Annotated in this window: 19 protein-coding genes; 14 read left to right on the forward strand and 5 right to left on the reverse strand. The window is 59.7% G+C overall.

The window, feature by feature from the left end; all coding sequences use genetic code 11:
* The first annotated feature begins 15 nt into the window (after positions 1-15).
* The 9 genes from DK870_RS06565 to DK870_RS06605 all read left to right on the forward strand — a co-directional run bounded on the left by DK870_RS06565 (position 16) and on the right by DK870_RS06605 (position 12,614).
* A complete protein-coding gene (locus DK870_RS06565) occupies positions 16-1,617 on the forward strand; it encodes an ABC transporter substrate-binding protein (RefSeq protein ID WP_161548277.1) in 1,602 nt (533 codons plus the stop codon).
* A gap of 258 nt (positions 1,618-1,875) precedes the next feature.
* Positions 1,876-3,504, forward strand: coding sequence for an ABC transporter substrate-binding protein (locus DK870_RS06570; RefSeq protein ID WP_161548278.1), 1,629 nt, complete (start codon positions 1,876-1,878; stop codon positions 3,502-3,504).
* Positions 3,505-3,864: 360 nt separating this feature from the next.
* A complete protein-coding gene (locus DK870_RS06575; protein WP_372241663.1) occupies positions 3,865-5,409 on the forward strand; it encodes an ABC transporter substrate-binding protein in 1,545 nt (514 codons plus the stop codon).
* 170 nt (positions 5,410-5,579) lie between these two features.
* A complete protein-coding gene (locus tag DK870_RS06580; protein WP_060754899.1) occupies positions 5,580-6,977 on the forward strand; it encodes an OprD family outer membrane porin in 1,398 nt (465 codons plus the stop codon).
* 80 nt (positions 6,978-7,057) lie between these two features.
* Positions 7,058-8,656: an ABC transporter substrate-binding protein gene (locus tag DK870_RS06585; RefSeq protein WP_161548280.1), complete on the forward strand. Its 1,599-nt coding sequence runs from the start codon at positions 7,058-7,060 to the stop codon at positions 8,654-8,656.
* A gap of 75 nt (positions 8,657-8,731) precedes the next feature.
* A complete protein-coding gene (locus DK870_RS06590; protein WP_104995505.1) occupies positions 8,732-9,742 on the forward strand; it encodes an ABC transporter permease subunit in 1,011 nt (336 codons plus the stop codon).
* Positions 9,743-9,752: 10 nt separating this feature from the next.
* Positions 9,753-10,664, forward strand: coding sequence for an ABC transporter permease subunit (locus DK870_RS06595; protein WP_060754896.1), 912 nt, complete (start codon positions 9,753-9,755; stop codon positions 10,662-10,664).
* Between the two features lie 10 nt (positions 10,665-10,674).
* On the forward strand, positions 10,675-11,643 hold the full coding sequence (locus tag DK870_RS06600; RefSeq protein WP_060754895.1) for an ABC transporter ATP-binding protein: 969 nt from the start codon (positions 10,675-10,677) through the stop codon (positions 11,641-11,643).
* A complete protein-coding gene (locus tag DK870_RS06605) occupies positions 11,643-12,614 on the forward strand; it encodes a peptide ABC transporter ATP-binding protein (protein ID WP_060754894.1) in 972 nt (323 codons plus the stop codon). Before DK870_RS06600 ends, DK870_RS06605 begins: the two co-directional genes overlap by 1 nt.
* A gap of 114 nt (positions 12,615-12,728) precedes the next feature.
* Here DK870_RS06605 and DK870_RS06610 read toward each other — a convergent pair whose 3' ends face one another.
* The 3 genes from DK870_RS06610 to DK870_RS06620 form a co-directional block, all read right to left on the reverse strand.
* On the reverse strand, positions 12,729-12,992 hold the full coding sequence (locus DK870_RS06610) for a hypothetical protein (protein WP_060754893.1): 264 nt from the start codon (positions 12,990-12,992) through the stop codon (positions 12,729-12,731).
* 97 nt (positions 12,993-13,089) lie between these two features.
* Positions 13,090-13,335 carry a hypothetical protein gene (locus DK870_RS06615; protein WP_060754892.1) on the reverse strand — a complete coding sequence of 82 codons (246 nt, stop codon included), beginning with the start codon at positions 13,333-13,335 and terminating at the stop codon, positions 13,090-13,092.
* 178 nt (positions 13,336-13,513) lie between these two features.
* Positions 13,514-15,097 carry a peptide chain release factor 3 gene (locus DK870_RS06620; protein ID WP_060754891.1) on the reverse strand — a complete coding sequence of 528 codons (1,584 nt, stop codon included), beginning with the start codon at positions 15,095-15,097 and terminating at the stop codon, positions 13,514-13,516.
* Positions 15,098-15,429: 332 nt separating this feature from the next.
* On the opposite strand from DK870_RS06620, the gene DK870_RS06625 reads away from it, so the two are divergent.
* From DK870_RS06625 to DK870_RS06645, 5 genes are all read left to right on the forward strand, one after another.
* Positions 15,430-16,146: an ABC transporter permease gene (locus DK870_RS06625; protein WP_161548281.1), complete on the forward strand. Its 717-nt coding sequence runs from the start codon at positions 15,430-15,432 to the stop codon at positions 16,144-16,146.
* Between the two features lie 9 nt (positions 16,147-16,155).
* Entirely contained in the window at positions 16,156-17,049 is an 894-nt protein-coding gene (locus DK870_RS06630) for a glycine betaine ABC transporter substrate-binding protein (RefSeq protein ID WP_161548282.1), read from the forward strand.
* A gap of 12 nt (positions 17,050-17,061) precedes the next feature.
* Positions 17,062-17,715, forward strand: a complete 654-nt coding sequence (locus DK870_RS06635) for an ABC transporter permease (protein WP_060754889.1) — start codon at positions 17,062-17,064, stop codon at positions 17,713-17,715.
* Positions 17,712-18,869, forward strand: a complete 1,158-nt coding sequence (locus tag DK870_RS06640; RefSeq protein ID WP_161548283.1) for a betaine/proline/choline family ABC transporter ATP-binding protein — start codon at positions 17,712-17,714, stop codon at positions 18,867-18,869. The genes DK870_RS06635 and DK870_RS06640 overlap by 4 nt, the downstream gene beginning before the upstream one ends.
* Positions 18,870-19,426: 557 nt before the next feature.
* The gene (locus DK870_RS06645) at positions 19,427-20,590 is read left to right on the forward strand and encodes a type III PLP-dependent enzyme (RefSeq protein WP_060754887.1); all 1,164 of its coding nucleotides are present in this window, start codon (positions 19,427-19,429) and stop codon (positions 20,588-20,590) included.
* Positions 20,591-20,639: 49 nt separating this feature from the next.
* On the opposite strand, the gene DK870_RS06650 is transcribed toward DK870_RS06645, so the two are convergent.
* Positions 20,640-21,389, reverse strand: coding sequence for a tetratricopeptide repeat protein (locus tag DK870_RS06650; RefSeq protein ID WP_161548284.1), 750 nt, complete (start codon positions 21,387-21,389; stop codon positions 20,640-20,642).
* Position 21,390: 1 nt separating this feature from the next.
* The gene (locus tag DK870_RS06655) at positions 21,391-22,071 is read right to left on the reverse strand and encodes a Fe2+-dependent dioxygenase (protein ID WP_025856255.1); all 681 of its coding nucleotides are present in this window, start codon (positions 22,069-22,071) and stop codon (positions 21,391-21,393) included.
* Positions 22,072-22,264 lie beyond the last annotated feature (193 nt).

Consider the following 22,264-nt stretch of genomic DNA (forward strand, 5'->3'; position numbering starts at 1 on the left):
ATTTCAGGGGTCTCTATGCAAAGAATCGCCTTCAAACCGCTCCTCCTCGCCGCAGGCCTGCTGGCCTTTATGCCCATCGCCCAGGCGGCGAGCACCCTGGTTTACTGCTCCGAAGCCAGCCCCGCCGGTTTCGACCCCAGCCAATACACCAGCGGTACCGATTTCGATGCCTCTGCCGAAACCGTGTTCAACCGCCTCACGCAATTCAAGCGCGGCGGCACCGAAGTGGAACCCGGCCTGGCGACGAGTTGGGAGGTGTCCAAGGATGGCCTGACATATACCTTCCACCTGCGCGAGGGCGTCAAGTTCCACACCACCGATTTCTTCACGCCCACCCGCGACTTCAATGCGGACGATGTGTTGTTCACCTTCAATCGCCTGCTGGATGCCGAAAGCCCATTTCGCAAGGCGTATCCGTCAGAATCGCCCTACTTCACCGATATGGGTTTGAACACCACGATCAAGAGCGTCGAAAAACTCGACGAACACACCGTGCGTTTCAACCTGAACAACGTCGATGCGGCGTTCGTGCAGAACCTGGCCATGAGTTTCGCCTCGGTGCAATCGGCCGAGTATGCCGCCCAGCTATTAAAGGAAGGCACCGCCTCCGACATCAACCAGAAGCCGGTGGGCACTGGCCCGTTTGTATTCAAGCGCTATCAGAAAGACTCGCAGATCCGCTACGCGGCCAATAAGCAGTATTGGAAGCCCGAGGATGTGAAGCTCGACAACCTGATATTTGCCATCACCCCGGACGCCGCCGCACGCCTGCAGAAACTCAAGGCCGGCGAATGCCAGGTCAGCGGTTACCCGCGCCCCTCCGATATCGAAGTCATGAAGCAGGCCCCCAACCTGCGCGTGCTGCAACAAGCCGGTTTCAACCTGGGGTTTCTCGCTTACAACGTGACCCACCCGCCATTGGACCAACTCAAAGTGCGCCAGGCCCTGGATATGGCTATCGACAAGCCGGCCATCATCAAGGCGGTGTACCAGAGCGCCGGACAATTGGCGCAGAACGCCCTGCCTCCAGCGCAGTGGTCTTATGACCCGACCATCAAGGACGCCCCCTACGATCCGACCAAGGCTCGGGCGCTACTAAAAGAAGCAGGGGTTGCACCGGGTACCACCATCAATCTGTGGGCAATGACCGTCCAGCGCGCCTCCAACCCGAACGCGCGGATGTCCGCCCAGATGATCCAGCAGGATTGGGAAAAAATCGGCATCAAAGCCAATATCGTCAGCTATGAGTGGGGCGAATACATCAAGCGCGCCAAAAACGGCGAACACGACGCGATGATTTATGGCTGGACCGGCGACAACGGCGACCCGGATAACTGGCTTGGAGTGCTCTACAGTTGTGCCGCCGTCAAGGGCAGTAACTACGCCAAATGGTGTAACCCTGCCTACGACAAACTCGTGCAGCAGGCCAAGGTCAGCAACGACCGTGAGCAGCGTATAAAGTGGTATCAACAGGCTCAAAAAATTCTTAAGGAACAAGTACCTATAACGCCTATTGCAAACTCGACGGTTTTCCAACCGCTGCGCAAGGAGGTGCGGGACTTCAAGATCAGCCCCTTTGGCCTCACGCCTTTCTATGGTGTCAGCCTGGACAAGTAACAACTGCGCCCCAACCAAGTGCGCCAGACGCCTTGGTTGGGCATTTTTGGTGCACACCCTGCACCGAAAAAACCCTCTGAATGTACGCAATTATGTAGAAACTTTCAGATTTGCGACATTCCTGTACGTTCGTACCACACTTTCAGTCTCGCAACGGTTCTGCATCTTGCATTGGGTATGGCCCCTGCATAAGTATCCGCAGGCCGACTCACGAGGTCGCCCTCACCACCAAAAATGACAACAAATCATGAGGCCAACATGCTTAAACACGCAGTCATTCCGTTAATCGTGAGCGCTGGCCTTATGGCCGCAGCCCCGTTCGCCCAAGCGGCGACTAACCTGGTGTTCTGCTCCGAAGGCAGCCCCGCTGGTTTTGACCCGGGCCAGTACACCACCGGAACAGACTTCGATGCCTCGGCCGAAACCATGTTCAACCGCCTGACCCAGTTCGAGCGCGGCGGCACCGCTGTGATTCCTGGGTTGGCCACCAGTTGGGACGTGTCCCCGGATGGCCTGACGTACACCTTCCACCTGCGCGACGGCGTGAAGTTCCATACCACTTCGTACTTCAAACCTACTCGTACCTTCAATGCCGATGACGTGCTCTTCACGTTCAACCGCATGATCAACAAGGACGATCCGTTCCGCAAAGTCTACCCCACCGAGTTCCCGTACTTCACGGACATGGGGATGGACACCAACATCAAGAACATCGAGAAAGTCGATGACCACACCGTCAAGTTCACCCTTGGCAGCGTGGACGCCGCCTTCATCCAGAACCTGGCAATGAGCTACGCGTCGATCCAGTCCGCCGAATACGCCGCGCAGCTGTTGAAGGAAGGCAAGGCCTCCGACATCAACCAGAAGCCGATCGGCACTGGCCCGTTCGTGTTCAAGAGCTACCAGAAAGACTCCAACATCCGCTACACCGGCAACAAGGACTACTGGAAACCTGAAGACGTGAAGATCGACAACCTGATCTTCGCCATTACCACCGACCCGTCGGTGCGTATCCAGAAACTCAAGAAGAACGAGTGCCAGGTCACCCTGTTCCCGCGTCCGGCCGACCTCAAGGCGCTGGGCGAGGACAAGGATCTGAAACTGCCGCACCAGGCCGGTTTCAACCTGGGTTACATCGCTTACAACGTGATGCCGGTCCTCAAGGGCCAGACCGCTCCCAACCCGCTGTCCGACCTGCGGGTACGCGAAGCGCTGGACATGTCGGTGAACAAGCAGCAGATCATCGATTCCGTGTACCAGGGTGCGGGCCAACTGGCCGTCAACGCCATGCCACCGACCCAGTGGTCCTACGACAAAACGATCCAGGACGCGAAATACGATCCTGCCAAAGCCAAGGAACTGCTCAAGGAAGCCGGCGTTAAAGAAGGCACCGAGATCACCCTGTGGGCCATGCCGGTGCAACGTCCGTACAACCCGAACGCCAAGCTGATGGCCGAGATGCTGCAGAACGACTGGAAACAGATCGGCCTGAAGGTCAATATCGTCAGCTACGAGTGGGGCGAGTACATCAAGCGTTCCAAAGGCGGCGAGAACCAGGCCATGATCATTGGCTGGAGCGGCGACAATGGTGACCCGGACAACTGGCTGAACGTACTGTTCGGCTGCGACTCGCTGTCCGGTAACAACTTCTCCAAATGGTGCGACAAAAAGTTCGACGGCATCGTGAAAGAAGCCAAGGCCACATCGGACGTCGCCAAACGCACCGAGCTGTACAAGCAGGCGCAACATATCCTCAAAGATGCAGTCCCGATGACACCTATCGCGCACTCGACGGTGTATCAACCCATGCGCAACAACGTGCAGGACTTCAAGATCAGCCCGTTTGGCTTGAACTCCTTCTACGGCGTCAGCGTAAGCGACAAGTAAGGATCTGTGACGGCGACGCTTCAGGGCGTCGCCGTTATTGCATCCACCGAGACACTAGGAAACAGGCCACAGCGAACTCATTGCCGTCCTACAGCAATGAACTGCGAACCGTGGCTCCGTTACCTACAAGGTCAGTCAGATTTGACGCATTTACTGCAAGATCCGCGACCCATAACGTCGTAGGACAGCAGCAGCTTCATTCTGAGAAAGGTACTTGCTGCGTGTGGGATCAGTGAGGTTTCCCTTAGTCCCGGGAAATGGCTCGCTGGTTGATAACTACAAACAAGGATCGGGATCGTCATGCGCCATACCACCGTTCTATCCGCAATTTTTGGCACCAGCCTGCTGGCTGTGGCCACAATGGGCCAAGCCGCCGACAAGAAGAGCCTGGTGTTCTGCTCTGAAGGCAGCCCGGCAGGGTTTGACACCGCGCAATACACCACCGCCACCGACAACGATGCGGCCGAGCCGTTGTACAACCGCCTGGTTGAGTTCGAAAAGGGTGCGACCAATGTGGTGCCTGGGCTGGCAACCAAGTGGGATATTTCGCCAGACGGCCTGACATACACCTTTCACCTGCGCGAAGGGGTGAAGTTCCACAGCAACAAGGAGTTCAAGCCGACGCGCGACTTCAACGCCGACGACGTGCTGTTCACCTTCAACCGCATGCTTGACCCCGACCATCCCTTTCGCAAGGCCTACCCCACCGAGTTTCCGTACTTCAACGGGATGAGCCTGAACAAGAACATTGCCAAGGTCGAGAAAACCGACCCGCATACCGTGGTGATGACCCTGAACACGGTCGACGCCGCATTCGTGCAGAACATCGCCATGAGCTTTGCCGCGATCCTTTCGGCCGAATACGCCGAGCAGTTGCTCAAGGAAGGCAAGCCCAGCGATATCAATCAGAAGCCGATCGGTACCGGCCCGTTTGTGTTCCAGCGCTACCAGAAGGATTCACAGATCCGTTATGTGGCGAACAAACAGTATTGGGACCCGAGCCGGGTCAAGCTCGACCAACTGATCTTCGCCATCAACACCGACGCCTCGGTACGCGTGCAAAAACTCAAGGCCGGCGAATGCCAGGTGACCCTGCACCCGCGCCCGGCCGATGTCGACGCGCTCAAGGCTGACCCGAAACTGCAACTGCTGACCAAGCCCGGCTTCAACCTCGGCTACATCGCCTACAACGTGCGCCACAAACCTTTCGACCAGCTCGAAGTGCGCCAGGCGCTGGACATGGCGGTGAACAAGCAAAGCATCCTGAATGCTGTGTACCAAGGCGCCGGGCAACTGGCCGTCAACGCGATGCCGCCGACTCAGTGGTCCTACGACGACACGATCAAGGACGCCGCCTACAACCCGGAAAAAGCCAAGGAATTGCTCAAGGCTGCCGGCGTGAAGGAAGGCACCGAGATCACCCTGTGGGCCATGCCGGTACAACGGCCGTATAACCCCAATGCCAAGCTGATGGCCGAGATGCTGCAAAGCGACTGGGCCAAGATCGGCCTCAAGGTCAAGATCGTCAGCTACGAGTGGGGCGAGTACATCAAGCGCACCAAGAACGGTGAGCACGATATCAGCCTGATCGGTTGGACCGGCGACAACGGTGACCCGGACAACTGGCTGGGCACCCTCTACAGCTGCGACGCCATCGGCGGGAACAACTACTCCATGTGGTGTGACCCGGCGTACGACAAGCTGATCAAGCAAGCCAAGGTCGTCACCGACCGTGAACAAAGGACTGTTCTGTACAAACAGGCGCAGCAACTGCTTAAAGCGCAGGTGCCGATCACGCCAGTCGCCCACTCGACGGTCAACCAGCCGTTAAGCGCTAAAGTCGAAGGCTTCAAGGTAAGCCCCTTCGGCCGCAACGTGTTCTCGGGCGTCAGTCTCAACCCATAAAAATAAATAACCGGATTGCGCAGAGCGGGAACGGCTCTGCTGCAAACGCGCAGCCTTTTGTTGGGATTTTTCCTACGCCAAACGTTTGCAATAGCTTGAACGAGTTACACACCAATAGCCGGTTCACCTAAAAAGACCGGCATAAAAAGAGAACCAAAGGAGCTCCACCCATGAAATTGAGCAGCAAAGCGCTTCTGGCCCTGGCCATCAGCAGCATCACGGCAACCGCCTTCGCTGAAACCCAGAGCCAGGACTTCGTTCCAACCACATTGGCCGGCACCAGCGCCCAAAGCGAGGCCAAGGGCTTTATCGACGGAGCAAGCCTGGGCGGTACTACCCGGAACTGGTTTTCCAACGAAAACAAATTCCGTGGCGGTAAATTCTCCTATGAGAAACATGGTGAAACCCGTACTGACGCCTACCGCACCAACTGGGTACAGGGCACCATTCTCAACGGCACCTCGGGCTTTACCCAGGGCACCATCGGCGTGAGCACCGAAGTTGCCGTCTACAACGCTCTGGTTCTGGATCGCAGCAAGCGCGACATCAAGGGTGGTTCCAACCGCACGCTGGCCGACTCCAACGGCGACGCCGTTGACCAGTGGAGCAAACTGGGCCTGGCCAACGTCAAGTTCCGTGCTTCGAACACCACACTGACCGCCGGTCGCCAGAACTTCAGCAGCGGCATCGTCGACACCATCGGCAACCGTGCGCTGCCTTCGAGCTTTGAAGGTATTTCGATCGACAGCCAGGAATTCAGCAACCTGTCGTTCCAGGGCGGTGTTTTTGATCGCGTGTCGCCACGTACCGAACAAAGCCTGTCGAAGTTCCGTTCCGAGTACGGTAACGGCCAGACCACCGACAAGGTGAAAACCCTGGGCTTCAACTACCAGCCGTTCAAGAGCCTGAAAACCAGCGTATTCGCGGCTAACGTCGAGGACTTCTGGAACCAGTACTATGTCGGCGCGACTCACGAGCTGGGCGACAGCAGTGTCTTGGGCCTGACCACCGGCCTGAACTACTATAAAACCACCGATACCGGCAGCAAGAAGATGGGCAAGATCGACAACGACACCTACTCGTTGTCTCTGGGCCTGACTCACCAAGCCCACAGCCTGACCTTCGCCTACCAGGCCATCAACGGTGACGAATACTTCGACTACCTGCACGAAACCAACGGCATCTACCTGGCCAACTCCCTGACGTCCGACTTCAACGGACCGAACGAGAAGTCCTTCCAGATCGCCTATGGCCTCAACATGGCTGAATACGGCGTGCCGGGCCTGAAGTTCAACGTCTACTCGGCTCGCGGCTGGGGCATCGACGGTACTCACTACACCGGCACCGCTTACGGTGAATCGGGCGTACGTCGCAGTGACCTGCGCCTGATGGACGGCGAAACCCACCAGGAATATGGCGTGGGCGCGTCCTACGCGATCCAGAGCGGCTCACTCAAGGCCACCACCATTCGTGGCACCTACGTGACCCACCGCGCCAGTGAAAACCAGGCTGACGGCAACATCCGTGAATTCCGCCTGGTCACCACCATCCCGTTCAACATTCTTTAATTAGCGCCAGGTACACGGCGGGCTCAGGACGAGCCTGCCGTCTACGCTTGTCTGGCTCCATCGATTGCAGAGGGTTCTGAATGAAAATGCTCCCGTTACAAGCCGCCATGGCCGCCGCGCTGCTGAGCGTGGCGATCGGCGTTTCGGCCAAACCGCTGGTGGTCTGCACCGAAGCCAGCCCGGAAGGTTTTGACCCGGTGTTGTACACCACCGCCGTAACCCTCGACGCCGCTGCGGAAACTATGTTCAACCGCCTGGTGGACTTCAAGCCCGGCACCACCGAAGTGGTTCCTGCACTGGCCAAGGCCCTGCCGGAAATCAGTGCCGATGGCCTGACCTACACCTTTCACCTGCGTGACGACGTCAAGTTCCACACCACCGACTATTTCAAACCCACGCGCAACCTGAACGCCGACGACGTACTTTGGAGCTTCCAGCGCCAGCTGGACCCGAATCATCCTTGGCACAACAAGTCCGCTGTGGGCTACCCATACTTCGAAAGCATGGGCTTCAAGGAACTGCTCAAGAGCGTAGAGAAGACCGACGACCACACCGTTGTCTTTACCCTGACCCGTCCTGAGGCACCGTTCCTGTCCGACCTGGCCATGGGGTTTTCCTCGATTCACTCCGCCGAATATGCCGACCAGTTGCTCAAGTCCGGCAAGACCGATGACCTGAACGCCAAGCCGATCGGCACCGGGCCGTTCGTCTTCACGCGCTATGCCAAAGACGCCCAGGTGCGCTTCAAGGCCAACCCGGAGTACTTCCGTGGCAAGCCACCGGCCGATCCGCTGATTCTGGCAATCACCACCGACAACAACGTGCGCCTGCAGAAACTCAAGGCCAACGAATGCCAGGTCGCGCTGTATCCCAAGCCCGATGATATTCCGAGCATCAAGAAAGACCCGAACCTGAAAGTCGATGAACTGGCGGCGATGACCACCGCGTATACCGCCATGAACACCACGCACAAGTACATGAGCGATGCGCGGGTGCGCCACGCGATCAACATCGCGTTCGACAAGAAAGGCTACAACGAATCGCTGTACGGCAAAGGCAATGCCGTCGACGCCACCGGCCCGTATCCGCCGACCTTGCTGGGTTTCAACGATAAGTTGAAGAACCCGCCACGCGACCTCGACAAGGCCCGCGCCCTGCTCAAGGAAGCCGGCGTGCCGGAAGGTACCGAGTTCACCCTGTTCACCCGTAACGGCGGCGGCCCGACCAACCCTAACCCGCTGCTCGGCGCCCAGCGCATGCAAGCGGATCTGGCCCAGATCGGCCTGAAGGTCAATATCAAGGTCATGGAATGGGGCGAAATGCTCAAGCGCGCCAAAGCCGGCGAGCACGACATGGTGTCGGCCGGCTGGGCGGGGGATAACGGGGACCCGGATAACTTTCTCACCCCGAACCTGAGTTGCGACGCCGCCAAAAACGGCGAAAACTACGCGCGTTGGTGCAACAAAGAGTTCCAGGACTTGATCGACAAGGCCCGCGCCAATGCTGAACCGACCCAGCGCGCGGCACTCTATGAACAAGCACTGGACGTTTTCGGCAATGACCAACCGTGGATCCCCATGGCCTATCCGAAAATGTTCACCGCCATGCGCAAGAACGTCGAGGGTTATACCCAAAGCCCTCTGACGACCAATAACTTCGCCACTACCCAGGTGAAGTAATAAGAAAAACGCTCGGTGCCGTCGATATCGACGGCGCCGGACCTGCCTAACCGGCTGATTGAGGTACACACCAAGATGTTTAGTTTTATTGCCCGCCGACTGGGGTTATTGATCCCCACGTTTTTCGGCATCACGTTGCTGACATTTGCGTTGATTCGCATGATCCCTGGCGACCCCGTCGAAGTGATGATGGGCGAGCGGCGCGTCGACCCCGAGATGCATGCACAGGCAATGGAACGCCTCGGTCTTAACAAACCGTTGTATGCGCAATATTTTGACTATGTGGGCAAGCTTGCCCATGGCGACCTTGGCGAATCGCTGCGCACTCGCACCAGCGTGTGGACCGAGTTCACCTCCCTTTTCCCGGCGACCCTGGAACTGTCCATGGCCGCCCTGCTGTTCGCCGGTGTCCTGGGCCTGTTGGCCGGGGTGATCGCGGCCTTGAAGCGAGGCTCCCTGTTCGACCATGGGGTGATGGGCATCTCCCTGGCGGGATATTCGATGCCGATCTTCTGGTGGGGCCTGATCCTGATCATGTTCTTCTCGGTCAGCCTGGGCTGGACCCCGGTTTCCGGGCGTATCGACCTGCTCTACGACATCGAGCCGCGCACCGGCTTCATGCTGATCGACACCCTGCTGGCTGACGAGCCGGACGCCTTCTTCGACGCGCTGCACCACCTGATCCTGCCGGCCATCGTGCTCGGCACCATCCCGCTGGCGGTCATCGCGCGGATGACCCGCTCCTCCATGCTCGAAGTCTTGCGCGAGGACTATATCCGCACCGCCAAGGCCAAGGGCCTGTCGCCAACGCGCGTGGTCTTCGTGCACGGCCTGCGCAACGCGCTGATCCCGGTATTGACCGTGGTCGGCCTGCAAGTGGGCACGCTGCTGGCCGGTGCGGTATTGACCGAAACCATCTTCTCGTGGCCCGGCATCGGCAAATGGCTGATCGAAGCCATTGGCGCACGGGACTACCCGGTGGTGCAAAACGGCATCCTGTTGATCGCCTGTCTGGTGATCCTGGTGAACTTCGTGGTGGATATCCTCTACGGCTTCGCCAACCCACGCATCCGTCACCAGCGCTGAGATCATGACCATGACCACACCTACTCAAGTGTCAGCAGTCGATCAAAGCCTGCTGTACCCATCGCCGTACAAAGAATTCTGGCAAGCCTTCTCCAAGAACAAAGGCGCGGTTGCCGGCCTGCTGTTCATGTTGCTGATCGTGTTCTGCGCGATCTTCGCGCCGTGGGTGGCGCCGCATAACCCGAGCGAGCAATACCGCGACTTCCTGCTGACCCCGCCGGCCTGGCTGGAAGGCGGCCAGATGCAGTTCCTGCTCGGCACCGACGAACTGGGCCGTGACTTGCTCTCGCGCCTGATCCAGGGCTCGCGCCTGTCGCTGCTGATCGGCTTGTCGTCGGTGGTGATGTCGCTGATCCCGGGCATCCTGCTGGGTCTGTTCGCCGGGTTCTTCCCGCGCGTGCTCGGCCCGACCATCATGCGTCTGATGGACATCATGCTGGCCCTGCCATCGCTGCTGCTGGCCGTTGCCATTGTCGCGATCCTCGGCCCTGGCCTGATCAACACCGTGATCGCTATCGCCATCGTGTCGCTGCCGTCCTACGTGCGTCTGACCCGCGCAGCGGTGATGGGCGAACTGAACCGCGACTACGTGACCGCCGCCCGCCTGGCCGGTGCCGGCCTGCCACGCCTGATGTTCATCACGGTGCTGCCTAACTGCATGGCGCCGCTGATCGTACAGGCCACGCTGAGTTTCTCCTCCGCGATCCTCGATGCCGCAGCCCTGGGCTTCCTCGGCCTTGGCGTACAACCGCCAACTCCGGAGTGGGGCACCATGCTGGCCTCGGCGCGCGACTACATCGAACGTGCCTGGTGGGTCGTGAGCCTGCCGGGTTTGACCATTTTGCTCAGCGTGCTGGCAATCAACTTGATGGGCGACGGCCTGCGCGATGCGCTGGACCCGAAACTCAAGAACGCCGCCTGAGGAGATTCCCATGTCACTGTTAGAAATCAAGAATCTCAACGTCCGCTTCGGCGACAAGACCGCCGTACCGGTGGTCGATGGCCTCGACCTCAAGGTCGACAAAGGCGAAGTACTGGCGATCGTTGGCGAGTCGGGCTCGGGTAAATCCGTGACCATGATGGCGCTGATGGGGCTGATCGAGCACCCGGGCATCGTGACCGCCGACGCGCTGACCTTTGACGGCAAGGACATGCTCAAGCTGAGCAACCGTCAGCGTCGCCAGATCGTCGGCAAGGACCTGGCCATGGTCTTCCAGGACCCGATGACCGCGCTGAACCCCAGCTACACCGTGGGTTTCCAGATTGAAGAAGTGTTGCGCCTGCACCTGAAGATGTCCGGCAAGCAAGCGCGCAAACGGGCTATCGAGTTGCTGCAAAAAGTGGAAATTCCAGGCGCCGCCAGCCGCATGGATGCCTACCCGCACCAACTGTCCGGCGGCATGAGCCAGCGTGTGGCAATCGCCATGGCGATCGCCGGCGAACCCAAGCTGCTGATCGCCGACGAACCGACCACCGCACTGGATGTGACTATCCAGGCGCAGATCATGGACCTGCTGCTGGCCCTGCAAAAAGAGCAGAACATGGGCCTGGTGCTGATCACCCACGACTTGGCGGTGGTGGCTGAAACCGCCCAGCGCGTGTGCGTGATGTACGCCGGCCAAGCGGTCGAAGTCGGCCAGGTGCCGCAGTTGTTCGATATTCCGGCGCATCCCTACAGCGAAGCGCTGCTCAAGGCGATCCCCGAGCACAGCCTGGGCGCCACGCGCCTGGCCACGCTGCCGGGTATCGTGCCCGGCCGCTATGACCGCCCGCAGGGTTGCCTGCTGTCGCCGCGCTGCCCGTACGTGCAGGACTCCTGCCGTGCCCAGCGCCCAGGCCTTGACCCGAAAAGCCACAGCCTCGCCCGCTGCTTCTACCCGCTGAACCAGGAGGTGGCGTAATGGCCGTCGTTCTTACTGCCCGCGACCTGACCCGTCACTACGAAGTGTCCCGCGGCCTGTTCAAGGGCCACGCTACAGTGCGCGCCCTCAATGGCGTGTCCTTCGAGCTGGAAGCCGGCAAGACCCTCGCCGTGGTAGGCGAGTCGGGTTGCGGCAAATCCACCCTGGCGCGTGCGCTGACACTGATTGAAGAGCCGTCTTCAGGCTCGCTGAAAATCGCCGGCCAGGAAGTGGCGGGCGCCGACAAGGCCCAGCGCAAGCAACTGCGCAAAGACGTGCAGATGGTCTTCCAGAGCCCGTACGCCTCGTTGAACCCACGCCAGAAAGTCGGCGATCAACTGGCCGAGCCGTTGCTGATCAACACCAACCTGTCGGCCGCCGAGCGCCGTGAGAAAGTGCAGGCGATGATGAAGCAAGTGGGCCTGCGCCCTGAGCATTATCATCGCTACCCGCACATGTTCTCCGGTGGCCAGCGCCAGCGTATCGCCCTGGCCCGGGCAATGATGCTGCAACCCAAAGTGCTGGTGGCGGATGAACCGACTTCCGCACTGGACGTGTCGATCCAGGCGCAGGTGCTCAACCTGTTCATGGACCTGCAGCAGGAGTTCAACACCGCATACGTGTTCATCTCCCACAACCTGGCGGTGGTGCAGCACGTCGCCGACGACGTGATGGTGATGTACCTCGGCCGCCCGGTGGAAGTGGGCCCCAAGGCCGACATCTACGCGCGCCCACTGCACCCCTACACCCAGGCGCTGCTGTCGGCCACCCCGACCATCCACCCGGACCCGAACAAGCCGAAGATCAAGATCGTCGGCGAGCTGCCCAACCCGCTGAACCCGCCGCCTGGCTGCGCCTTCCACAAGCGCTGCCCGTATGCGACCGCACGTTGCAGCAGCGAGGAACCGCAGTTGCGCGCCTTGGATAACCGCCAGGTGGCGTGCCACTACGCGGAGCAGTTCGTCGCCTGACCACGTAATAAAAATGCCCTGGGCGATTTGGCCCAGGGCATTGCAGGCGTTCTACCGCCCCGCCCGTCAGATTGCGCATCAGTCTGGCAGGTGGGGCTTTTTTTTCAGATCGACTCAGGTATCGCTGTCACCGTCGCTGTCGTCGCTGTCATCGGGCGGGGCTTGCTGGTCGTCGTCATCCTTGGAGCCGCCCTGGTCTTCATCACCGGGTTCAGATTCACTCTTGGCCAGCTGCAAACCGCCGGTTTGCACCGTATTGGCCGCCACAAACCCCGGGACCTGGCTCTGCACAGCCGTATTGGCCCATGCAGACGAAATGCCCAGGGACAACATCACCAGCACTTTTAGCATCAGCACTAAACGTTGAAAGATAGTCATGGTCGATTTCCGTCCAGTCAGTGAATCATGTGCGCCAGCGTTCGGCCGGCGCTGTGGATCAAGCTAGTTGCGCTACAGGGTTCAAGCCACTTGTGCCTCAGGTATCGCCGTCATCGTAGGTTCCACTGTCCTCGCCTTCGTTGTAAGGGTTTTCCGCATCTTCCTTAGGCGCGGGTTGGGCCTGGGGCTGCCAACCACCGGAGTTGACCTCCTTCTGCTTTTTCTTGCTCACCGCCCCGGTGTCCTTCCACTGGGGGGTGCCTGCATCCGCCAGGGCCCAGGTGGCGCACAGCCCCAAGGCGCCCAGCAGCACCAGTTGAATGGCACGTTGAGTTATACGCACGGGCGTCTCCTGATCCGTCGGTGAGAGAATGAAATAGTTGAAACGCTAGACCGGATGTGGGCTTCTCGCCAATTCGACCGCCGAGTGGAGATCAAGCCGCCATCCACATCGGCTTTTGCAGCGGCCATGAAAAAGGGCGAAGCCATCACAGCTTCGCCCTTTCTCTACCGCTCAGACCTTAATGGTGTTCGCGGGTCGCACGGAATTTCACGTCCGGCCAGCGCTCTTCCATCAGCGCCAGATTGACCCGGGTCGGGGCCAGGTAGGTCAGGTGACCGCCGCCGTCCATCGCCAGGTTTTCCACAGCCTTGTTGGAGAACTCTTCCAACTTCTTCTTATCGCTGCAATCGATCCAGCGCGCGGAGTACACGGTGATCGGCTCGTAGGAGCATTCGACCTTGTATTCCTCTTTCAAGCGGCTGGCCACCACATCGAACTGCAGCACACCGACAGCGCCGAGAATGATGTCGTTGCTGCGCTCGGGGAAGAACACCTGGGTCGCGCCTTCTTCCGCCAATTGCTGCAAACCTTGGCGCAACTGCTTGGATTTCAGCGGATCGCGCAGGCGTACGCGGCGGAACAGCTCCGGGGCGAAGTGCGGGATACCGGTGAAGCCCAGCGCTTCGCCTTCGGTGAAGGTGTCGCCGATCTGGATGGTGCCGTGGTTGTGCAGGCCAATGATGTCGCCGGCGTAGGCTTCTTCGAGCTGTTCACGCTCGGAAGAGAAGAACGTCAGGGCGTCGCCGATGCGTACGTCCTTGCCGGTGCGCACATGGCGCATCTTCATGCCTTTTTCGTATTTGCCGGAGCAGATACGCATGAAGGCGATACGGTCACGGTGCTTGGGGTCCATGTTCGCCTGGATCTTGAACACGAAGCCCGAGAACTTCTCTTCAACCGGCTCCACGGTGCGCTCGTTGGCCACACGCGGCAGCGGGCGCGGGGCCCAGTCCACCACGGCGTCGAGCACGTGGTCGACGCCGAAGTTGCCCAGGGCGGTGCCGAAGAATACAGGCGTCAGCTGGCCGTCGAGGAATTCCTGCTGGTTGAATTCGTGGCAGGCGCCCTGCACCAGTTCCAGCTGGTCGACGAAACGGTCGTACTCGTCGCCCAGATGAGCGCGGGCTTCGTCCGAATCCAGCTTCTCGATGATCTTGGTTTCGGTACGTTCGTGACCGTGGCCGGCGGTGTAGACAATGATGTAGTCGTCGGCCAGGTGGTACACGCCCTTGAAGTCGCGGTAGCAACCGATCGGCCAGGTGATCGGCGCGGCCTTGATCTTCAGGACGGCTTCGATTTCATCGAGCAGTTCGATGGGGTCGCGGATATCACGGTCGAGCTTGTTGATGAAGCTGACGATAGGCGTGTCACGCAGCCGGCAGACATCCATCAGGGCGATGGTCCGTGGCTCGACACCTTTACCGCCGTCGAGGACCATCAGCGCCGAGTCCACAGCCGTCAGGGTGCGGTAGGTATCTTCTGAGAAGTCTTCGTGGCCGGGGGTATCGAGCAGGTTGACCATGTGGTCGCGATACGGGAACTGCATGACCGACGTGGTAATGGAAATACCCCGTTGTTTTTCCATTTCCATCCAGTCGGAGGTGGCATGGCGGTCGGATTTGCGGGATTTCACCGTGCCGGCCACCGCGATTGCCTTGCCCATCAGCAGGAGCTTCTCGGTGATGGTGGTTTTACCGGCATCGGGGTGGGAAATAATGGCGAAAGTGCGGCGTTTCGCGACTTCGGCGGCCTGGTGGGTCATGGGAAATCGCCTGGCAGGTGAGTCAAAAAAGGGCGGCGAGTATAGCGCAAACCCCGTGGCCCGGACCACCGTTCACCCGATGAGGGGTGGCTAAATACTGCCAAGTATGGAACCTTTAAAAAGGTAGAGACGTCCATTCCCCTGTTATCGCACTCGTAACAGGGGCTGAAAAATCAGCAAGTTAGCCTGACGAGGCTGCGCTCATGGCTCGATCGCATACCGCGTTGACGGTATCGGCGAGCTGCTTTTCGCGAACGCATTCGAAGACAGCCAGCAATGGCATTGCCGCCACGGAATGTGTTCGCCGACAGAAGAAAAAAAGGAGTCCGCCTGTGGCTATTCGCTATGGCAAAGGGCTGATAGGAGGCGTGGTTGTCGTCGCGCTCCTGGCCCTGCTGGTCCACTGGATCGGCATCAACACGATCGAACTGTACCGCGACGATTTGTTGTTTTACCTGCAAGCTCACCTGATCCTCGTTCTTGTCTCCATGCTGGCCGCCCTCGTTGTGGGCATCCCCGCCGGTATCCTGCTCAGTCGACCGAACATGGTCGGGCACGCAGAACGCTTCATGCAGATATTCAACATCGGCAACACCGTCCCTCCCCTGGCCGTACTGGCCATCGCTCTCGGCGTCCTCGGCATCGGTAGCGGCCCGGCCATCTTCGCGTTGTTCCTGGCCTCCCTCCTGCCCATCGTGCGCAACACCTACGAAGGCCTCAAAAACGTCCAGGGTTCCCTGAAAGAAGCCGCCACCGGCATCGGCATGACGCCGCGCCAGGTGTTGTTTCGTGTGGAATTGCCCAATGCCGTGCCGATCATCATCGGTGGCGTGCGCGTGGCCCTGGCGATCAACGTCGGCACCGCACCGCTGGCGTTCCTGATCGGCGCCAACAGCCTGGGCAGCCTGATCTTCCCCGGCATCGCCCTGAACAATCAGCCGCAACTGCTGCTCGGCGCCGCATGCACCGCGCTGCTGGCGTTGCTGCTTGACGGCCTGGTGACCCTGACCAGCCGCCTCTGGCTGGAACGCGGGCTGCGCGCGTCTTAAGGAACCGACATGAAAACACTGACCTTGATACTGAGTTGCGTCCTGCTGTGTGCAGGTTTCGCACAGGCGGCGGAAAAACCCGTCATTCGCATCGGCGCCCGGGTGTTCACCGAACAGACCCTGCTTGCCGAAATCACCTCCCAATACCTGCGCACCAAAGGCTATGACACTCGCGTGACTGGCGGCCTGGGCAGCAACCTGGCGCGCAGCGCCCAGGAAAGCGGGCAACTGGACCTGATCTGGGAATACACCGGCGTGTCACTGGTGGCCTACAACCACATCGACGAGAAACTCGACAGCGAACAATCCTACGCGCGTGTGAAAGAACTCGACGCGAAAAAAGGCCTGGTCTGGCTGGCACCGTCGCGTTTCAGCAATACCTACGCCCTGGCGCTGCCGGAGAAGGTTGCCGAGGAACACCCTCAAATCAACAGCATCAGCGACCTGACCCAAGCCTTGGCACAAGACGCCAAGGAAAACCGCCTGGTGGCCCTAGACACCGAGTTCGCCAACCGCTCCGACGGCCTGGCCGGCATGGTCAAGCTGTATGACATGAACCTGACGCGCAAAAACACTCGGCAGATGGACGCGGGCCTGGTCTACACCGCGCTGCGCAATGGCCAGGTGTTCGCCGGGTTGGTCTACACCACCGACGGGCGCCTGAACGCCTTCAAATTGAAGCTGCTGGAAGACGACAAGCACTATTTCCCGGACTACACCGCAGCCCCGGTGGTTCGTCAGGTTTATCTCGACGCCCATCCGCAATTGGCGGCGGAACTCAAGCCGCTGGCCGCCCTGTTCGACGATGAAACCATGCGCCAACTGAATGCGCGGGTCGACGTCGACCATGAGAGCCCATCCGCCGTGGCCGCCGATTTTCTGCGCCAACATCCAATCAACTAAATAGGAGAAGACATGGAATTCCTGAACGCCTTTTCCCATCTTGATTGGGCCCAAGTCCTGCACCTGACCTGGCAGCACATCACCCTTGTTGGCATTGCCGTGATCCTCGCGATCCTCATCGGCGTGCCGCTGGGCATCCTGATGACGCGCTTCCCGTCCCTCGCCGGCCCGTTGCAGGCCAGCGCCACGGTGCTGCTGACCGTGCCGTCCATCGCCCTGTTCGGCCTGCTGCTGCCGTTCTACTCCAAGTTCGGCCAGGGCCTGGGGCCAATGCCGGCAATCACGGCAGTGTTCCTCTATTCCCTGTTGCCGATCATGCGTAACACCTACCTGGCCCTCACCGGCGTCGAGCCGGGCATTCGTGAGGCCGCACGCGGCATCGGCATGACCTTCGGCCAGCGCCTGCGCATGGTCGAATTGCCCATCGCCGTACCGGTGATCCTCGCCGGTGTACGCACCGCCGTGGTGATGAACATCGGTGTGATGACCATCGCCGCCACCATCGGCGCCGGCGGCCTGGGTGTACTGATTCTGGCTTCCATCAGCCGCAGCGATATGTCGATGCTGATTGTCGGCGCCGTACTGGTCAGCCTCCTGGCCATTTTCGCCGACCTGCTTCTGCAATGGCTGCAACGCTCGCTGACTCCAAAAGGATTGCTCAAATGATCGAACTCCAAAACCTGTCCAAGTCCTTCCAAAGCAACGGCAAGACCATCACTGCCGTCAACGATGTCAGCCTGACCGTCAATGAAGGCGAAATCTGCGTATTCCTCGGCCCGTCGGGTTGCGGCAAGAGCACCACGTTGAAGATGATCAACCGCCTGATCAAACCGACTTCGGGCAGGATTCTGATCAACGGCGAAGACACCACCGACCTCGACGAAGTGACCCTGCGTCGCAACATCGGCTATGTGATCCAGCAGATCGGTTTGTTCCCCAACATGACCATCGAGGAAAACATCGTGGTGGTGCCCAGGCTGCTCGGCTGGGACAAGCAGAAATGCCACGACCGCGCCCGCGAGCTGATGAGCATGATCAAGCTGGAACCCAAGCAGTACCTGCACCGCTACCCGCGTGAATTGTCCGGCGGCCAGCAACAGCGGATCGGTGTGATCCGCGCCTTGGCGGCCGATGCGCCGTTGCTGCTGATGGATGAGCCGTTCGGCGCGGTCGACCCGATCAACCGCGAGATGATCCAGAACGAGTTCTTCGAGATGCAACGGGCGTTGAACAAGACGGTGATCATGGTCAGTCACGACATCGACGAGGCGATAAAGCTGGGTGACAAGATCGCGATCTTCCGCGCCGGCAAGCTCCTGCAGATCGACCATCCGGACACCCTGCTGGCCCACCCGGCCGACGAGTTCGTCAGCAATTTCGTAGGCCAGGACAGCACCCTCAAGCGCCTGCTGCTGGTGAAGGCCGAGGACGCGGCGGACAACGCCCCATCGGTGAGCCCGGAGACTCCGGTGGCCGATGCGCTGGAACTGATGGATGAGCATGACCGTCGTTACGTGGTGGTCACCTGCGCCGAGAACAAGGCGCTGGGGTATGTACGACGTCGCGACCTGCACCGTCAGACCGGCACCTGCGGCCAATACCTGCGCGAGTTCAACGCCACTGCCGCGTATGACGAGCATTTGCGCATCCTGCTGTCGCGCATGTACGAATTCAACCGCTCGTGGTTGCCGGTCATGGATGCAGAGCGGGTGTTCCTCGGTGAAGTGACCCAGGAGTCGATTGCCGAGTACCTGAGTTCCGGTAAGTCGCGTGGGGGCAAGACCAGCATCGTCTCCCCTGCCGAGGCCGCACTGGCTTGACCTGACACAACGCGGTTAAAACTGTGGGAGGGGGCTTGCTCCCGATGGCGGTGTGACAGCTACCGATAAGCTGACTGACACACTGCTATCGGGAGCAAGCCCCCTCCCACACTGATCGTTCCCACGCTCTGCGTGGGAATGCCGCCCGTGACGCTCTGCGTCCCGCCGCTCCTGACGCAGAGCGTCATCGGATGCGTTCCCACGCAGAGCGTGGGGACGATCATTCTTGGCCCATCCGGGGAACATCAATCCGTCATACCGGTCGGTTACATAAGTAGCTGCACGGGGTGCCGCGACGAACGCGTGCAAAAACGCGACATTTTTAGTTGATCTATAGCCCCTCACGTCCTAAAGTTCGCGCCGAACGTCCATGCTGGAAACGATCCATCCGGCTCAAGTACTGACGACGAGACAGCAAGGCCAAGGGAAGCGGTTGATCCCATGGCCTTTTTGCTTTCGGCGACATGCCTTGGGAAGTAGGCGAACCAAAGTGGGGATACGGAGGACGTTCATTTGCACCCATTGCTAATTTCAGTTTGCCCTTAGGAGTTCCCAGCATGTCGATCCAGGTCGAAGATTATTTCGCGCGCGCCACTTTTGACAAAATGAAGGCGTTCGCCGACAAGCAAGAAACCCCGTTCGTGGTGATCGACACCGCGATGATCAGCCAGGCCTACGATGACCTGCGCGCCGGTTTCGAATTCGCCAAGGTCTATTACGCGGTCAAGGCCAACCCAGCCGTCGAAATCATCGACCTGTTGAAAGACAAAGGGTCGAGCTTCGACATCGCCTCGATCTACGAGCTGGACAAGGTACTGGGCCGCGGCGTCAGCCCGGACCGTATCAGCTACGGCAACACCATCAAGAAATCCAAGGACATCCGCTACTTCTTTGAAAAGGGTGTGCGCCTGTTCTCCACCGACTCCGAAGCCGACCTGCGCAACATCGCCAAGGCTGCGCCGGGTTCGAAAGTGTATGTCCGTATCCTCACCGAAGGCTCGACCACCGCCGACTGGCCTCTGTCGCGTAAATTCGGCTGCCAGACCGACATGGCCATGGACCTGCTGATCCTCGCCCGCGACCTGGGCCTGGTGCCGTACGGCATCTCGTTCCACGTGGGTTCGCAGCAGCGCGACATCAGCGTCTGGGACGCAGCGATTGCCAAGGTCAAAGTGATCTTCGAGCGTCTGAAAGAAGAAGACGGCATCCACCTCAAGCTGATCAACATGGGCGGCGGCTTCCCGGCCAACTACATCACCCGCACCAACAGCCTGGAAACCTACGCGGAAGAAATCATCCGCTTCCTCAAGGAAGACTTCGGCGACGACCTGCCGGAAATTATCCTGGAGCCAGGGCGCTCGTTGATTGCCAACGCCGGTATCCTGGTCAGCGAAGTGGTGCTGGTGGCGCGTAAATCCCGTACTGCCGTCGAGCGTTGGGTGTACACCGACGTGGGCAAGTTCTCCGGCCTGATCGAAACCATGGACGAAGCCATCAAGTTCCCGATCTGGACCGAGAAGAAAGGCGAGATGGAAGAAGTGGTCATCGCCGGTCCTACCTGCGACAGCGCCGATATCATGTACGAAAACTACAAATATGGCCTGCCGCTGAACCTGGCGATCGGTGATCGCCTGTACTGGCTGTCGACCGGTGCGTACACCACCAGCTACAGCGCGGTTGAATTCAACGGCTTCCCACCGTTGAAGTCTTACTACGTGTAAGCCCGCCGCACACAAAAAACCCATGACAGGTCATGGGTTTTTTTATGCCTCAAGACAAGCTGGCGGCGCGTTGCCGGTAGGCGTGCGCCATTGCGCGGACCTGCGGATCATTGGCCGCCGCCAAAGCCTTGTGCGCCGTCAGCAGAAACTTGCGATTGCCGCCCGCCAATGCTTTGCGCAGCCAACCCAACGCTTCATCGATTTGCGCTCTATCAGCCAGCACCGCCGCGTAACTGAATTGCCCGCGAAAATCACCGCCCTCGGCGGAGCGGCGGTACCACTCGACAGCGGCCTCCAGATCCCTTGGGCAACACTGCCCGTCTTCCAGATAACGGCCCACCAGATTCATGGATTTGGCATGGCCCTGCTCTGCCGCCAGGCGATAAAGACTCAACGCTTGCCGTCGGTCTTCAGCGACACCTCGCCCGGTCGCCAGCAGATTGGCATAGTTGTACTGGCCCCAATCCAACCCAGCCTGCGCCGCCAGGCGATATTCCCGCGCAGCTGCCGCCTCGTCGATGGCACAGCCCCAACCATGCTCCAGGCAACGCCCGGCCATGTTGCGCGCCATTAAATGGCCGCGCTTGGCTGCAATCTGAAACCAGCGCAATGCCAGCGCTTCATCCCGCGCAATGCCGCGTCCTTCCAGCAGGATCTGCCCCAGCAACGCCTGTGCGTCAGTCACACCTTCCTTCGCCGCCATCAGGATCGCCTGGGCCGCGCGAACCGGGGAGTCGTCGAGCATGCTTTGCAGTTGCTCGACGTTGAGCACCTCCTCGCGGCGCAATAAAAAACTCATGTCAGACCTCGACCCAGCGACGCAACAGGTTGTGGTAGGTGCCGGTCAGTTGGATCAGGGCCGGGTGGTCGGGGACGTCGCGGGTCAGTTGCTGGATGGCACCGTCCATCTCGAACAGCAAGGTGCGCTGACTGTCTTCACGCACCAGGCTCTGGGTCCAGAAGAACGAGGCATAACGCGCACCGCGGGTCACGGCGTTGACTTTATGCAGGCTGGAGCCGGGGTACAGCACCATGTCACCGGCCGGCAACTTGACCCGTTGCAGGCCGAAGGTGTCCTGGATTTCCAATTCGCCGCCGTCGTACTCATCCGGGTCGCTGAAAAACAGGGTAGACGACAGGTCGGTGCGCACCCGCTCGTGACTGCCCCGCGCCTGGCGCACGGCGTTGTCGATATGGAAGTCGAAACTGCCGCCGGCGGTGTAACAGTTAAGCAACGGCGGGAAGACCTTGTGCGGCAACGCGGCGGACATGAACAGCGGGTTTTTCCACAACCGCTCCAGCATTGCGGCGCCAATTTCCTTGGCCAGCGGGTGGCCTTCGGGCAATTGCAGGTTGTGCTTGGCTTTGGCGGACTGGTGCCCGGCAGTGATCTTGCCGTCGGCCCATTCTGTGGTTTCCAGGGCCTGGCGAATGCGCTGCACTTCCTCACGAGAGAACAGGCCGGGTATGTGCAGCAGCATGGGGCAGCCCCTGAATACGGAAAGGCGCTAATGGTATTGATTCTTATCCTCCATGTAAAACACCCAGACGAATGAGTGCGTGGAAACCGTAAGGCAAAAGTGTAAAGAATGTAAATTCAATGCGAATAGCAATGTATCGCAATTGATAGAAAGTCTTGTTGAGCCTATATTCCGCGGCCTCACATCCTTGGGG

Origin of the sequence: Pseudomonas sp. Q1 (assembly GCF_009935975.1) — a bacterium.
GTDB lineage: Bacteria > Pseudomonadota > Gammaproteobacteria > Pseudomonadales > Pseudomonadaceae > Aquipseudomonas > Aquipseudomonas palleroniana.